This window comes from Variovorax sp. ZS18.2.2, assembly GCF_024701975.1.
GTDB lineage: Bacteria > Pseudomonadota > Gammaproteobacteria > Burkholderiales > Burkholderiaceae_C > Variovorax.
Genome location: NZ_JANLNM010000009.1, coordinates 153,190 through 166,938, shown reverse-complemented (window position 1 = coordinate 166,938; position 13,749 = coordinate 153,190). Strand labels below are relative to the sequence as shown.

The following is a 13,749-nucleotide window of genomic DNA, read 5'->3' as shown; positions in this document are numbered from 1 at the left end:
CGGTTCGCGCCAGCCATCCGGAACGCTCCGGATGGCTGGCTTTCTGATGCGTGCTTTTCTGCCTGCCATGCCTTCATGACCATCCAACGTTTCCTCCACACCGTCGACCGTTTCAGCATGCTCGTGGGCAAGACCTTCTCGTGGCTCATCGTCGCGCTGATGCTGCTGGTGTGCGGCGAGGTCTTCAAGCGCTACGCGCTCAACGCGCCCACCGCCTGGATCTTCGATGCCAACAACATGCTCTACGGCACGCTCTTCATGATGGGCGGCGCCTACACGCTTTCGCAGGCCGGCCATGTGCGCGGCGACTTCTTCTACGGCAGCATGAAGCCGCGCACGCAGGCCGCGCTCGACCTCGTGCTGTTCGCGGTCTTCTTCCTCCCCGGCGTGGTGGCGCTCACCTGGTCGGGCTGGACCTATTTCGGCGAATCGCTCGCGATGCGCGAGCAGACTTTCAACGCCGACCCGATTCCGGTGTACCCCTTCAAGTTCGTGATCCCCATTGCCGGCGCGGTGTTGCTGGTGCAGGGCATCGCCGAGATGGTGCGCTGCGCGCTGTGCCTGAAGACCGGCGTGTGGACGCCGCGCCTGAAGGACGCCGAAGAAATGGACGTGGTCGGCGAACAGCTCGCCGGCAGCAGCTATGTCGACGAAGCCGACAAGCGCGAAGTGATCGACAGGGCCAAGTCGATCGAGCAGGCCGCACAGCAGCGCAAGAGCGACAGCACCGGAGGTGCCGTATGAGCGAACCCGCACTCGGTCTTTCGATGCTCGGCCTGATCGTCGTGGTGATCATGCTCGGCTTCCCCACGGCGTTCACGCTGATGGGCCTCGGCATGTTCTTCGGCTTCATCGCCTTCTACGACCCCGCCTCGCCCTGGCTCGACAACAAGGTCTTCGACCTGATGGTGCAGCGCGCCTTCGGCGCCATGACCAACGAGACGCTGCTCTCCATCCCGCTCTTCGTCTTGATGGGCTATGTGATGGAACGCGGCGCGCTGGTGGACAAGATGTTCCACAGCGTGCAGCTCGCCTTCCGCCGCGTGCCCGGCTCGCTCGCGGTGACGACGCTGATCGTGTGCACCTTCTGGGGCATCGCGAGCGGCCTGGTCGGCGCGGTGGTGGTGCTGATGGGCGTGATCGCGATGCGGCCGATGCTCAACGCGGGCTACGACACGCGGCTCGCAGCCGGCGTGATCACGGCCGGCGGCACGCTCGGCATCCTGATTCCGCCCTCGGTGATGATCATCGTGTACGCGGCCGTCGCGGGGCAGTCGGTGGTGAAGCTCTATGCGGCCGCGATGTTCCCGGGCTTCTTCCTTGCGTTTCTCTACCTGATCTACGTGATCGGCTGGGCCGTGCTGCAGCCGAAGGTCGCGCCCAAGCTGCCGCCCGACAAGCAGCGCGCACCGATCACGCCATGGGTCGCGCACATCGCGGCCAGCTACTCGCCGCGCATGCTGCCCGCACTGTTCGCGGCGGTGGTGTCGCCGGCGCGCGCGCTGCGTGGCGCGGCCGAGGGCGTGCGCATCACCTGGTGGATGCTGCTGCGCAGCTTGCTGAACGCGCTGGTGCCACTGGCGCTGGCCGCGGCGACGCTGGGCTCGGTGTGGTGGTACGTGACGATCTACTCGCAGAAGGACAACAACGCGCCGGTGGTGACGGAGCAGCAGGCGACGCAAAAGACCGCTGGAGCGGCCGCGACGCTGCCCGAGGCTTCTTCATCGTCTTCCTCCGAAAGCGGCACCGGCCTGGCCGAACCGCCGACCGACGACGCCCCGAAGGAAGCCGGATCGGACAGCGGCTTGCAGGAGCCGCCCGGCGGCGTCGAGGAGCCACCCGGCAGCGAAACCGCTTCACCGCCACCCACCGCCGAGGGCGGACTTCAACAACTCGGCGAAGCGGTCGAAGCACCGAAGACCGCCGCCGTGCCCGAGGCCTTCTACACAGGCTTCCTGCTCGCCAGCCTCTTCACGCTCGCGCTGCTCGGCTGGTACTACTGGCGCATGGACGCGGAGCAGTTCGAGATCCTGCGCATGCTGGTCTCGTCGGTGATGCCGCTCGCCACGCTCACGCTGATCGTGCTGGGCGTGATCCTGTTCGGCATCACCACCGCCACCGAGTCCGCGGCGGTCGGCGCGGCCGGGGCGTTTCTCATGGCGTGGCAGGCCGGCACGCTGGACTTCAAGAAGACCAAGGAGGCGGTCTTCCTCACGCTCAAGACCACCTCGATGGTGTGCTGGCTCTTCGTGGGCTCGGCGCTGTTCTCGGCGGTGTTCGCGCTGCTGGGCGGGCAACGCATCATCGAGGAATGGGTGCTGAGCATGAACCTGTCGCCGCTGCAGTTTTTGCTGCTGTCGCAGGCGATCATCTTCATCCTCGGCTGGCCGCTGGAGTGGACCGAGATCATCGTGATCTTCGTGCCCATCTTCCTGCCGCTGCTCGCGCACTTCCAGATCGACCCGCTGCTCTTCGGCGTGCTGGTGTTCGTGAACCTGCAGGCGGCGTTTCTCTCGCCGCCGGTGGCGATGTCGGCCTTCTATCTGAAAGGAGTTTCGCCACCGCATGTGACGATCAACCAGATATTCGCGGGGATGATGCCGTACATGCTGATCGTGATCCTGTGCATGGTGTTCATGTACATCTGGCCGGGGTTGACGTTGTGGCTGCCGCAGTATCTGTATGGGTGATACGGAAGAATCCGGACCGGCGAACGGCAGAGACCTTCGCCGCGGATCCCCGCTTCCACCACAACCCGGTTAACGCATGAATCAATGTCGTCGCCATGCGATGCCTGGCGTGCGATCAATGGTCGCCGCATGAGGCTTGGTATCACCACCGGGAACCCGGTGAACCCCAAGGCGTCGAGCAGGTGATCGAGAAGAGCGCGAGTTGACAGCGCCCGCGGCCCGAGGACTCCCTCGGTGCTTCAGCTGCGCGACCACGTCATGCCGGCTGGCCGCATTGCGCGCAGAACTTCGCGCCGGGTTGCGCCGCCGTGCCGCACTGCCTGCATGCGGCCGGCTGCATCGGGCCGCCGCATTGCTGGCAGAAGCGCGCACCGGACGCGTTCACTGCGCGGCAGGCAGGACATGCAGTGCCGCCGGCCGCTGGTGGTGCGCCGTTTCCGTAGCCGCCGTAGGAACCGTGATGGCCACCGCCGCCACCACCGTGCCGCGAACCGCGATGTCCGCCGAAGAGTCTTTCCAGCATGCCCATGATTTCTTCTCCCTGAAGTACAGGCCGCAGCAACGTCGCCAATGGCGATGAATTCCCGCAGGCCTCGATGCAGTGGAATCCTTGAAGCAGCTTCAAGGTCAAGTGCGCGGCGGGAATGCCCCTTGCAGGACGCGGTGCATCCCGCGGCAAGCCCCGCCGGATGCACCGGCATCGACCCGCCGCTACAGTCGCCCGCAAGGAGCTTTTCATGTCCACATTCGACTTCGATCTCTTCGTCATCGGCGGCGGCAGCGGTGGCGTTCGCGCCGCGCGCATGGCGGCACAGACGGGCGCCCGCGTGGGCCTGGCCGAAGCCGCCGACCTCGGCGGCACCTGCGTCAACGTGGGCTGCATTCCCAAGAAGCTCTACAGCTATGCGGCCGGCTATGCCGAATCGTTCGAGGAAGCCGCGGGCTACGGCTGGAAGCTGCCCGCCGAGCCGCAGTTCGACTGGTCGCACCTCAAGTCACAACGCGCGAAGGAGATCGGCCGGCTCAACGACATCTACGCCTCGCTGCTGAAGAACTCGGGCGTCACGCTCGTCACCGGGTGGGCGCAACTGGTCGATGGCCACACGGTGGAAATCGACGGCAAGCGCCACACCGCGCGCCATCTGCTCGTGGCCACGGGCGGCACGCCTTATGTGCCGGAGATTCCGGGCCGCGAGCACATCGTGACCTCGGATGCGATGTTCGATCTCGACCCGTTCCCCAAGCGCCTGCTGGTGGTGGGCGGCGGCTACATCGCGTGCGAGTTCGCATCGATCTTCAACGGGCTGGGTTCGAAGGTGACGCAGCTGCACCGGCGCGCGCACCTGCTCACCGGCTTCGACGACGACGTGCGGCAGTTCCTCGCGAACGAGATGGGCAAGGCGGGCGTCGACATTCGCCTGAACTGCGAGGCATCGTCGATCGCACGCGGGCCGGACGGCCTTGTCGTGACGCTCGCACGCGGGCAGCAGATCGAAGCCGACACGGTGCTCTTTGCCACTGGCCGCGTGCCCAATACGCGGGGCCTCGGCCTCGAAGCTGCGGGCGTGAAAGTCGACGAGAAAGGCGCGATCGCGGTCGATGCGCACTACCGCACCTCGGTGCCGTCGATCTACGCGGTGGGCGACGTGTCGACCCGCGTGCAGCTCACGCCGGTCGCGCTGGCCGAGGCGATGGTGGTGGTCGATGCGCTGTTCGGCAAGGGCAAGCGGCAGATGGACTACGAGTTCATTCCGACCGCCGTGTTCACCCACCCGAACATCGGCACCTGCGGCTACAGCGAGATCGATGCGCGCGCGAAGTTCGGCGAGGTCACGGTGTTCTCGAGCGAGTTCAAGTCGCTGCGCCACACGCTCTCGGGCCGCAGCGAACGCACGTTCATGAAGCTGGTGGTCGACAAGAAAAGCGATCGCGTGGTGGGCCTGCACATGGTGGGCGCGGACGCGGGCGAAGTCGTGCAGGGCTTTGCGGTGGCGATGCGCGCGGGTGCGACGAAGGCGATCTTCGACAGCACCATCGGCATCCACCCGACGGGCGCCGAAGAGTTCGTCACCATGCGCGAACCAATGCCCGGCTAGACGACGGCCTTCTGCTGTTTTCCTTCGAGCAGCTTCACCATCACGAACAGCACGCGGTTGGCCGGCGTGGGCACGCCGAGCGCTTCGCCTCGGCGCACGACCAGGCCGTTGAGGTGATCGATTTCGCTGAGCTTGCCGCGCGCGAGGTCCTGCGCGGTCGATGAGAACTGCGAAGGCATCGACTGCGCGATGCCGCGGATGGCCGCATCGGTGTCGCCCGGAATCACGACGCCTTCGGCCTTCGCCACGGCGAGGCATTCGGCGACCACGTCGCGGATCACATCGGCCACGCCCACACCCTTCGTGAGTTCGCCGTAAGGCAGCTGCGACACCGCCGACAGCGCGTTGTAGGCGCAGTTCAGGATCAGCTTGGCCCAGAGCGAGCCGCGCACGTTATCGGAAATTTGCGTGGGCACACCGGCGGCGATCAAGTGCCGGGCCACTTCTTCGCTGGTTCGCGAAGGCGCGATCACCAGTTCACCGCGGCCGTGGTGCTTCACATGACCCGGGCCGGTCATCTCGGTCGCCACGTAGACCACAGCGGCCGCCACTTCGTTCGACAGCACCGAGCGCACGCGCTCGTCGTTGTCGACGCCGTTCTGCAGCGTGAGCACCAGCGCATCGAGCGAAAGGTGCGGCTTGATCTGCGCGGCGGCCGACTCGGTGTCGGTGGACTTCACGCAGAACAGCACGAGATCGGCGCCCTGCACGGCGCTGGCCTCGGTACTCGCGGCCAGCCGCACCTGCTCGTCGAAGGCCTTGGTCTCCAAGCGGAGGCCATTCGCGCGAACGGCCTCCACATGCGAAGGCCGCCCGATCAACACCACCTCGTGCCCCGCACGCGCCAGCATGGCGCCGTAGTAGCAGCCGACTGCGCCGGCGCCCATGACTGCGACTTTCATCGATTCGTTTCCTTGGTTGTCCGTTCGACCGCAGAGGTTAGCGAAGCGCGCCGCTTCACGCTTCCACGCCGCGCGACTTCAGCCCCTCGTCCATGATCCATTCGCGAAATGCCGCGAAGGCTGGCAGGTCGAGCCGGTCGGGGCGGTAGCAAAGGTAGTGCCCCTGGTCCACGCGCACCGGCGTGCCGCAGGGGCTCAGCAGCGAGCCTTCGGCCAGCTCTTCCTGCACGAGAAGTTTCGGCACCAGCCCGATGCCCAGGCCGTTGAGCGCTGCCTGGATCAGCGCCGAATACTGCGCGAAGCGCGGCCCGGCCACCGTCTGCACCTCGGGCACGCCGTGCTGCGCGGCCCACGCGCGCCACGCGGTGGGCGCGCCTTCGTGATGCAGGAGCGTGTGGCCCACGATGTCCATCGGCTGCGCGATGCGGTGGCGCCCTTCGACCAGCGCGCGCGCCACGATCAGCACGAACTCGCGCCCCGCGATGTATTCGGACACCACGCCCGGCCAGCCATCGGGGCCGTAGCGGATCGCAGCATCCACGCCGGCCGGAATGCCGTCGCTGGGCTCCAGGTGGCGGCTGAAGCTCAACATCACATGGCGGCTCTTCTGGCTGAAGGCCGGCAGGCGCGGAATGAGCCACTTGGTGAGGAAGGTGGGCACGCTCGCCAGTGTGAGGAGACCCGCGCCGGCGTCGCCCGAGCGGGCCTCGAAGGTCGCGGTCTCGATGGCGCGCAAGCCCCCCGAAATCTTCTGCCAGTACACCCGCCCCTGCGGCGTGAGCTGCACGCCGCGGCCGTTCTTCTGCAGCAGCTCGCGACCGAGAAAGGCTTCGAGCCCCGCGATCTGCTTGCTCACGGCGCTCACTGTGATGCACAGGGCGCTCGCCGCGAGCGTGATGCTCTGCTGGCGCGCCACGGCATCGAAAGCCAGCAGCTCCTGGATGGTGGGGCAGTCGCGCTTCATGCCTGGCTCCGGTTGATGAAAGTTCTGTGAAAAACACTTTCCGATTGCTCAAGTGTCGTCATCCAACTTTCACCCATGGGGTTGCGTGTGCTTCCTAGAATTCGCTCGAACACGGCAACTCGCCGTGCGCAAAAGGTAGAGCATCCGGAAAGTATGCCGGTTGCGCAAGTCACTCGGAGACCTTCACCTTGATTCGCGGCATCTCGCTCGTCTACGGCCTGTACCTGCTGCTGCCCATCGCTCTGCTGCTGGTCGGCAGCTTCGGCGGCAACTGGACCAACACGCTGCTGCCCACGGGCATCACCGGGCAGTGGTATCTCGACCTGTGGCTGGACACCTCGTTCCGCAAGGCCTTCGTGAGCAGCCTGGCGGTGGCGATGAGCGCCTGCGCGATCAACACGGTGCTGGCGCTGCCGCTGGCCTATGCGCTGTATCACGGCGCGCGGCGCGGCGGCAGCCTGGCGGCGCGCATCGTGAGCGCCACGCCGGTCGCGGTGCCCACGATCACGCTGGCCTTCGGCTACATGATCGTGTTCAACACCGACATCGCACCGTGGCTGGGCTCGATGCCTTTGCTGATCGCCGCGCACGCGATCCTCACGCTGCCCTACCTCACCAACACGCTGCTGACCGACCTGCGCCACCTGGACCTCGGCCGGCTCGAGCAGGCGGCCGCAACGCTCGGTGCCTCGGGCTGGCAGCAGTTCACCGGCATCGTGCTGCCGAGCCTGCGGCAGAGCCTGATCAGCGGGCTGGTGATGGTGGCGGCGATTTCGGTGGGCGAGTTCGGGTTGTCGAACCTGCTCACGAGCTTCCAGAACCGCACGTACCCGGTGGTGCTGCTTCAGGCCTTCTATGGCGCGACGGGATTTGCCTGCGCGGCGACGGTGATTCTTCTCGTGCTGGCGAGCGCGTCGGCTCTTCTTTCCTCCTCATTGGTAAAGCGGCGCGCATGAGCCTCCTCTTCGACAACGTCAGCTACAACTACCCCGGCAGCACGCACGGCCTGCACGATGTGTCGCTCGACGTGCGCACCGGCGAACTGGTGGCGGTGATCGGGCCCAGCGGCTCGGGCAAGTCGACCTTGCTCAAGCTCGTGGCGGGCCTGGAAACGGGCCACACGGGCCGCATCATGCTCGGTGGCGAAGACATGTCGCGCACGCCGGTACACCAGCGCCACCTCGGCATGGTGTTCCAGAGCTACGCACTCTTTCCGCACCTGAGCGTGCTGGACAACGTGGCCTACGGGCTCAAGCTGCGCAAGGTAGCCACCGCCGAGCGCCGCCAGCGCGCGCAGGACCTGCTCGACATCGTCGGCCTGGGCGACTACGCGAAGCGCGCGGTCGCCCAGCTCTCGGGCGGCCAGCAGCAGCGCGTGGCCCTCGCCCGCGCGCTCGCGATCGATCCGCGTGCGTTGCTGCTCGACGAGCCGCTCTCTGCGCTGGACGCCAGCGTGCGCGGCCATCTGCGCGACCAGATCCGCTCGATCCAGCAGCGCTTCAACGCGACCACGCTGCTGGTCACGCACGACCAGGAAGAAGCGCTCGTGATGGCCGACCGTGTGGCGATGCTGAAAGACGGCCGGCTGCTGCAGATCGCGACGCCGCGCGAGATCTACGAGCACCCCGCGAGCCGCGCGGTGGCGGAGTTCGTCGGGCTCTCGACGATCCTGCCCGCGAAGGTGACGGCGCCGGGCCGGCTGGATGTGGGTTTTGCCGAACTCTTCGCCGAGACCGGCACCCGGCCCTACGGCACCACGGTGCACGTGCTGGTGCGGCCCGAACACATCCGGCCCGATCCGGCGCTGGACAGCGTGAACCGCCTCGCCGGCCGCACCGGCGCGCAACGCTACCTGGGTGCGCTCACGCGCTACGACTTCGAGGTGGCAGGTGCCGGCAAGCCTTTCCTCGCCGAGTCGGCCGTGCCGGCGGCAAGAGCCATCGCGATCGCGCCCGAACACCTTCGCCTGCTCGACCACTGACACCCATCCATCCTTCCAAGGAGCCACCATGCAACGCAGACATCTGATCCAGGCCGCCGGCGCACTGCCCGTGCTGTCGCTGGCCCGCACGGCTTTCGCCTTCGACGGCCCCGAGCTCTATGCGGGCGAGAAGGCGCTGTACGCCGAGGCGCAGAAGGAGGGCCTGTGCGTCTCCTTCGACACCGGCCCCGAATGGGCCAACTGGAAATCGCTGTTCCGCGACTTCAAGAAGCGCTACCCCGAGATCGAGCTGACCTACAACGACATCGGCTCGGCCGCCACCGTGGTCGCGCTCGAAAAGACCAAGCGCCGCCCGCAGGCCGACACCGCCTACTACTTCGCCGCCTCCGCCGTCGATGCCGCGAAGAAGGATGTGGTCGCGCCCTTCAAGCCCGTCAACTTCGACAAGCTGCCGCCGGTGTTCCGCGAGGCCGAGGGCCGCTGGTTCACCATCCACACGCTCAACATCGCCTTCCTCGTCAACAAGAAGCTGGTGAAGAACGTGCCGACGAGCTGGGCCGACCTGCTCAAGCCCGAGTTCAAGAACACGGTCGTCTACCTCGACCCGCGCTCCACCGGCATCGGCCAGGTGCTGACCTTCGCGGCGGCCTACGCCAATGGCGGCAGCGTGGACAACGTGCAGCCCGGCACCGACTACCTCGGCAAGCTGCATGCGGCCGGCAACGTGCTGCGCGTGGAAGGCACCACGCCCTACGCCAAGTTCCTCAAGGGCGAGATCCCGGTGTGGATCAGCTACGAGAACGACGGCCTCAAGGCCAAGCATGTCGACGGCATGGGCGATGCGGTCGAAGTCGTGATTCCGAAGGAAGCCAGCGTGGCCGCACCGTATGCGATCAGCCTGGTGAAGAACGGGCCGAACCCGAATGCCGGCAAGCTGTGGCTCAACTTCATCATGAGCGAGGCGGGGCAGACGCTGTTCGCGCAGGGCTTCGTGCGGCCTGCGGTGCCGGGCACACCGCTGAGTGCCGATGTCGCGGCCAAGATGCCGCCCGCGCCGCAGATCCGCCCGCTCGACGTGGTGAAGGCTTCGGAGCGCAAGGCCGAGGTCGACAAGCTCTGGGCGCAAGCCGCGCTGGGGAAGTAGGCCGCGATGCGACGCTTCGGCGCCTGGCCCGCGTGGGCCTTCATGGCGCTCTTCTTCGCGGTGCCGCTCGCGGCGCTGCTGCCCGAGGCCTTTGCCGAGGGCGGCAGCGCCTTCGGGCGGCTGTTCGGCAATCCACTGTTCCTGGGCGCGCTGCGCAACACGCTGGGGCTCGGTCTTGCGGCGGGTGCGATCTCGGCACTGGTGGGCACCTGCATCGCCATCGAGCTCGCACGGCAGCCCGAAGGCCGGCGCCAATGGATGATGACCTTGCTGGGCCTGCCGCTCGCGTTCTCGGGGCTGGTGATCGCCTACGGCTTCATCCTCGCCTTCGGGCGCGCCGGCTTCGTGACGCAACTGCTCGCAGGGCTGGGCGCCGATCCGGCCGTCATCGGCAGCTGGATCTACAGCGTGTCGGGGCTGGGCTTCGCGTATGCCTACTACCTGATCCCGCGCGTGGCGCTGTCGCTCTACCCGGTGTTCGCCAACCTCGACCTGCGCCCGGCGCAGGCGGCGCGCACGCTGGGCGCTTCGAAGGCGCGCGCGTTCTGGGACACGGTGGTGCCCGAGGTGATGCCCTCGGTGCTGTCGAACGCCTGCATGGTGGCCGCGATCGCGATGGGCACCTACGGAACGGCGCTGGCGCTGGTGGGCACGCAGCTCAACATCCTGCCGCTGATGCTGCTCGCGCAGGTGGGCGACGGCGGTTCGGATTTCGCGGTGGCAGCGGCCTTGTCGCTGGTGCTGATGGTGGTGTGTGTGATCGTGATGGGAGTGGGCGATGTCGTTACGCGAAGGCGCGAGCGCGGTGCTGTCGGCGCCGGTCACTGAGGCGCTGACGCGCCTTGCGCAGAAGCAATGGGGCCCGGCGCGCCATCGCCAGCCGGTGGCCATCCTCGGCCCGGGCGACGGCGGGCCGGTCGAGTGCGAGGCCGCCTACGCGGTGGCGCATGCGCTGGCCGGCGCGGGCATGGCCGTGGTCTGCGGCGGCCGCGGCGGCGTGATGGCCGCGGCCTCGCGCGGCGCGACCGAGGCCGGCGGCATCGCGGTGGGCATCCTCCCCGAGGACGACGACCGCAACGCCAACGAATGGCTCAGCGTGGCCATTCCCACCGGCATGGGCGAGATGCGCAACGCGATCGTCGCGCGCAGCGGCGTGTGCCTCATCGCCATCGGCGGCAACATGGGGACGCTGTCGGAAATGGCGCTGGGCCTCAAGTGGGGCAAGCCGGTGTTCGTGATGCATGGGGATGTGGAACTGCCGGGGGCGGTGCAGGCGGTGGATGTGGACGACATGCTCGCGAAGGTGCTGGCCTGCCTGTTGGCCTGACCGCGTCCTGGGCGAACGGCCGCATTGCACAATGCCGCCATGCCCTATATGCCCACATTCGTCGCCCCCGCCCGCTTCACCGACGCCGCCGCCGCACTCGACCAGGTCAAGGCCATCTACCAGGGCGGGCTCGCCCATCTGCGCGAGTCGATGCTGCGCTTCGTGGCCGGGGACGCGCTGCCGGGCCGGGTGCGGGCCTGCTATCCGTTCGTGCGGGTGCACACGCACACGGTCTCGCGCCACACGCCGCCGGCCAATGCGGGCCTGAGCTACGGCTTTGTGGCCGGCCCGGGCCGCTACGAGACCACGCTGACGCGGCCCGACCTGTTCTCGCGCTACTACCTCGACCAATTCCGCCTGCTGCTGGAGAACCACCAGGTCGAGCTCGAGGTGGGCACCAGCACGCAGCCCATTCCGATTCACTTCTCCTTCGCCGAGAACGACCACATCGAAGGCACGATGAGCGAAGACCGCCGCGCGCTGATGCGCGACGTGTTCGACCTGCCCGACCTGGGCGTGATGGACGACGGCATCGCCAACGGCACCTACGAGGCGCGCGACGGCGAGGCGCAGCCGCTGTCGCTCTTCACGGCCGCGCGCGTGGACTACTCGCTGCACCGCCTGCGCCACTACACGGGCACTGCGCCCGAGTGGTTCCAGAACTTCGTGCTGTTCACCAACTACCAGTTCTACATCGACGAATTCGTGCGCCTGGGCCACGAGGCGATGGCCGACGAGAACAGCGAGTACATCGCCTTCATCGAACCGGGCAACGTCATCACGCGCCGGCGCGGGCTCGATGCCGGCGCGAGCGCCACCTTCGCCCACCTGCTCGACGGCAGCCAGGGCACCGCGCCGCCGCGGCTGCCGCAGATGCCGGCCTACCACCTGGTGCGCGAGGACTACAGCGGCATCACGATGACCAACATCGGCGTCGGCCCGGCCAACGCCAAGACCATCACCGACCACATCGCCGTGCTGCGCCCGCACGCCTGGATGATGCTGGGCCACTGCGCGGGCCTGCGCAACACGCAGCAGCTGGGCGACTACGTGCTGGCGCATGCCTATGTGCGCGAGGACCACGTGCTCGACGAGGAGCTGCCGCTGTGGGTGCCGATTCCGGCGCTGTCGGAGATCCAGCTCGCGCTCGAGAAGGCCGTGGCCGACATCACGCGCTACGAAGGCCCCGATCTCAAGAAGATCATGCGCACCGGCACCGTGGCGAGCACCGACAACCGCAACTGGGAGCTTTTGCCCGGCAACCAGCCGCAGCGCCGCTTCAGCCAGAGCCGCGCGGTGGCGCTCGACATGGAGAGCGCGACCATCGCGGCCAACGGCTTCCGCTTCCGCGTGCCCTACGGCACTTTGTTGTGCGTGAGCGACAAGCCCTTGCACGGCGAGATCAAGCTGCCCGGTATGGCCAACCACTTCTACCGCGAGCGGGTGGAGCAGCACCTGCGCATCGGCATGCGGGCCATCGACATCCTTCGGGAAGAGGGCTCGACCCGGCTGCACAGCCGCAAGCTGCGCAGCTTCGCGGAGGTCGCTTTCCAGTAATAGTTGGCAGTTGGCTGGCGCCTTCCAGGGTTTTTACCTAGGCGCTTGTGCAGGTGTTTTGCACATTTCGCGGACATCATCCGGTTACTTTTGAGAACAACCGGAAACAAAATGTCTAGATCGTCACCTTCTGCCCTTTCTCGCCGCGATTTCAGCGCATGGGTGGCAGGCGGCGTCGCCGCTGCCGGTGCCGGCCAGGCCGCCCTGCTGTGGCCTCGATCTGCCGGCGCGGCCGAGCCGCAGCTGGTCGCCAAATTGCGCATCGTCATTCCCGCCAACGAAGGCGGCGGCTGGGACCAGACCGGCCGCGCGCTCGGCGCGGCGCTGCTGGCCTCGGGCGCGGCGGGCGACGTGGTCTACGAGAACATCGGCGGCAAGGGCGGCACCATCGGCCTGGCGAAGTACGTCGAAAAATACGATGCCGACCCCGACACCCTCTTGATGAGCGGCATGGTGATGGTCGGCGCAGTCGCGCTGCAGAAGCCCGCGGTCACCATGGCGCAGGTCGCCCCGGTCGCGCGGCTCACCAGCGACTATGAAGTGGTGGCGGTGAAGGCCGATTCGCCCGTCAAGACGCCCAAGGACCTGATCGCCCAGCTGCGCACCGATGCGGCCAAGACCGTCATCGCGGGTGGCTCGGCCGGCGGCGTCGATCACATGTACGCCGGTATGCTGGCGCGCGTGGCCGGCAACACCGCGGGCCTGGTCTACCAGCCGCACCCCGGCGGCGCGCAGGTGGTGGAGGCGCTGGAAACCGGCAAGGCCGTGGCCGGCATCTCGGGCTACAGCGAATTCAGCGACGCGCTGGCCAGTGGCAAGCTGCGCGCGATCGGCGTGTCGTCCAAGCGGCCGTTCCTGGGCATTCCGTCGGTGCGCGAACAGGGCGTGGACGCCGATCTCGCCAACTGGCGCGGCGTGCTCACTGGCAAGAAGGTGCCCGCCGAGCGCCGCGCCGTGCTGCTCGAAGCCGTGCGCCGCGCGACCGGCGCCGACATCTGGCAGAAGACCATCAAGCGCAACAACTGGGATGCGTACTGGATGGCCGGCAAGGATTTCGAGAGCTTCCTCGAACTCGACCTGGCGATGGCCGGGCCGATGATCTACCTGCTCAAGCTGAAGGCCTGAGA

Annotated in this window: 13 protein-coding genes; 10 read left to right on the top strand and 3 right to left on the bottom strand. The window is 67.4% G+C overall.

Annotated elements, in window-relative coordinates; translation table 11 throughout:
- Positions 1-75 precede the first annotated feature (75 nt).
- Positions 76-744, top strand: a complete 669-nt coding sequence (locus tag NU688_RS28110; protein WP_257864133.1) for a TRAP transporter small permease subunit — start codon at positions 76-78, stop codon at positions 742-744.
- Positions 741-2,690, top strand: a complete 1,950-nt coding sequence (locus NU688_RS28105; RefSeq protein WP_257864132.1) for a TRAP transporter large permease subunit — start codon at positions 741-743, stop codon at positions 2,688-2,690. Before NU688_RS28110 ends, NU688_RS28105 begins: the two co-directional genes overlap by 4 nt.
- Before the next feature lie 256 nt (positions 2,691-2,946).
- On the opposite strand, the gene NU688_RS28100 is transcribed toward NU688_RS28105, so the two are convergent.
- Positions 2,947-3,213 (bottom strand): zinc ribbon domain-containing protein, encoded by a 267-nt coding sequence (locus NU688_RS28100; RefSeq protein WP_308340337.1) that lies wholly within the window; start codon positions 3,211-3,213, stop codon positions 2,947-2,949.
- A 214-nt stretch (positions 3,214-3,427) separates the two neighbouring features.
- Between NU688_RS28100 and gorA the strand changes: the two genes are divergently transcribed.
- Complete coding sequence (gorA, locus tag NU688_RS28095; RefSeq protein WP_257864130.1) at positions 3,428-4,786, top strand: glutathione-disulfide reductase; 1,359 nt, start codon at positions 3,428-3,430, stop codon at positions 4,784-4,786.
- Here the strand turns inward: gorA and NU688_RS28090 are convergent.
- Complete coding sequence (locus NU688_RS28090; protein ID WP_257864129.1) at positions 4,783-5,688, bottom strand: ketopantoate reductase family protein; 906 nt, start codon at positions 5,686-5,688, stop codon at positions 4,783-4,785. The two genes, gorA and NU688_RS28090, sit on opposite strands and share 4 nt — an antisense overlap.
- A gap of 55 nt (positions 5,689-5,743) precedes the next feature.
- Positions 5,744-6,652 carry a LysR substrate-binding domain-containing protein gene (locus NU688_RS28085; RefSeq protein WP_257864128.1) on the bottom strand — a complete coding sequence of 303 codons (909 nt, stop codon included), beginning with the start codon at positions 6,650-6,652 and terminating at the stop codon, positions 5,744-5,746.
- 188 nt (positions 6,653-6,840) lie between these two features.
- Between NU688_RS28085 and NU688_RS28080 the strand changes: the two genes are divergently transcribed.
- The 7 genes from NU688_RS28080 to NU688_RS28050 all read left to right on the top strand — a co-directional run bounded on the left by NU688_RS28080 (position 6,841) and on the right by NU688_RS28050 (position 13,747).
- Entirely contained in the window at positions 6,841-7,608 is a 768-nt protein-coding gene (locus NU688_RS28080; RefSeq protein WP_257864127.1) for an ABC transporter permease, read from the top strand.
- The gene (locus NU688_RS28075; protein WP_257864126.1) at positions 7,605-8,633 is read left to right on the top strand and encodes an ABC transporter ATP-binding protein; all 1,029 of its coding nucleotides are present in this window, start codon (positions 7,605-7,607) and stop codon (positions 8,631-8,633) included. The genes NU688_RS28080 and NU688_RS28075 overlap by 4 nt, the downstream gene beginning before the upstream one ends.
- A gap of 28 nt (positions 8,634-8,661) precedes the next feature.
- Entirely contained in the window at positions 8,662-9,738 is a 1,077-nt protein-coding gene (locus tag NU688_RS28070) for an extracellular solute-binding protein (RefSeq protein ID WP_257864125.1), read from the top strand.
- Between the two features lie 6 nt (positions 9,739-9,744).
- Entirely contained in the window at positions 9,745-10,566 is an 822-nt protein-coding gene (locus tag NU688_RS28065; protein ID WP_257864124.1) for an ABC transporter permease, read from the top strand.
- Positions 10,517-11,065: a TIGR00725 family protein gene (locus NU688_RS28060; RefSeq protein ID WP_257864123.1), complete on the top strand. Its 549-nt coding sequence runs from the start codon at positions 10,517-10,519 to the stop codon at positions 11,063-11,065. The genes NU688_RS28065 and NU688_RS28060 overlap by 50 nt, the downstream gene beginning before the upstream one ends.
- Positions 11,066-11,104: 39 nt before the next feature.
- Entirely contained in the window at positions 11,105-12,622 is a 1,518-nt protein-coding gene (locus NU688_RS28055; RefSeq protein WP_257864122.1) for an AMP nucleosidase, read from the top strand.
- A 111-nt stretch (positions 12,623-12,733) separates the two neighbouring features.
- Positions 12,734-13,747 (top strand): tripartite tricarboxylate transporter substrate binding protein, encoded by a 1,014-nt coding sequence (locus tag NU688_RS28050; protein ID WP_257864121.1) that lies wholly within the window; start codon positions 12,734-12,736, stop codon positions 13,745-13,747.
- The last annotated feature ends 2 nt before the right edge of the window (positions 13,748-13,749 follow it).

Excerpts from the sequence above, each read along its gene's own strand:
- NU688_RS28110 (WP_257864133.1), top strand. The coding sequence starts at position 76 with ATGACCATCCAACGTTTCCTCCACACCGTCGACCGTTTCAGCATGCTC.
- NU688_RS28105 (WP_257864132.1), top strand. The coding sequence starts at position 741 with ATGAGCGAACCCGCACTCGGTCTTTCGATGCTCGGCCTGATCGTCGTG.
- NU688_RS28100 (WP_308340337.1), bottom strand. The coding sequence starts at position 3,213 with ATGCTGGAAAGACTCTTCGGCGGACATCGCGGTTCGCGGCACGGTGGT.
- gorA (WP_257864130.1), top strand. The coding sequence starts at position 3,428 with ATGTCCACATTCGACTTCGATCTCTTCGTCATCGGCGGCGGCAGCGGT.
- NU688_RS28090 (WP_257864129.1), bottom strand. The coding sequence starts at position 5,688 with ATGAAAGTCGCAGTCATGGGCGCCGGCGCAGTCGGCTGCTACTACGGC.
- NU688_RS28085 (WP_257864128.1), bottom strand. The coding sequence starts at position 6,652 with ATGAAGCGCGACTGCCCCACCATCCAGGAGCTGCTGGCTTTCGATGCC.
- NU688_RS28075 (WP_257864126.1), top strand. The coding sequence starts at position 7,605 with ATGAGCCTCCTCTTCGACAACGTCAGCTACAACTACCCCGGCAGCACG.
- NU688_RS28070 (WP_257864125.1), top strand. The coding sequence starts at position 8,662 with ATGCAACGCAGACATCTGATCCAGGCCGCCGGCGCACTGCCCGTGCTG.
- NU688_RS28065 (WP_257864124.1), top strand. The coding sequence starts at position 9,745 with ATGCGACGCTTCGGCGCCTGGCCCGCGTGGGCCTTCATGGCGCTCTTC.
- NU688_RS28060 (WP_257864123.1), top strand. The coding sequence starts at position 10,517 with ATGTCGTTACGCGAAGGCGCGAGCGCGGTGCTGTCGGCGCCGGTCACT.
- NU688_RS28055 (WP_257864122.1), top strand. The coding sequence starts at position 11,105 with ATGCCCTATATGCCCACATTCGTCGCCCCCGCCCGCTTCACCGACGCC.
- NU688_RS28050 (WP_257864121.1), top strand. The coding sequence starts at position 12,734 with ATGTCTAGATCGTCACCTTCTGCCCTTTCTCGCCGCGATTTCAGCGCA.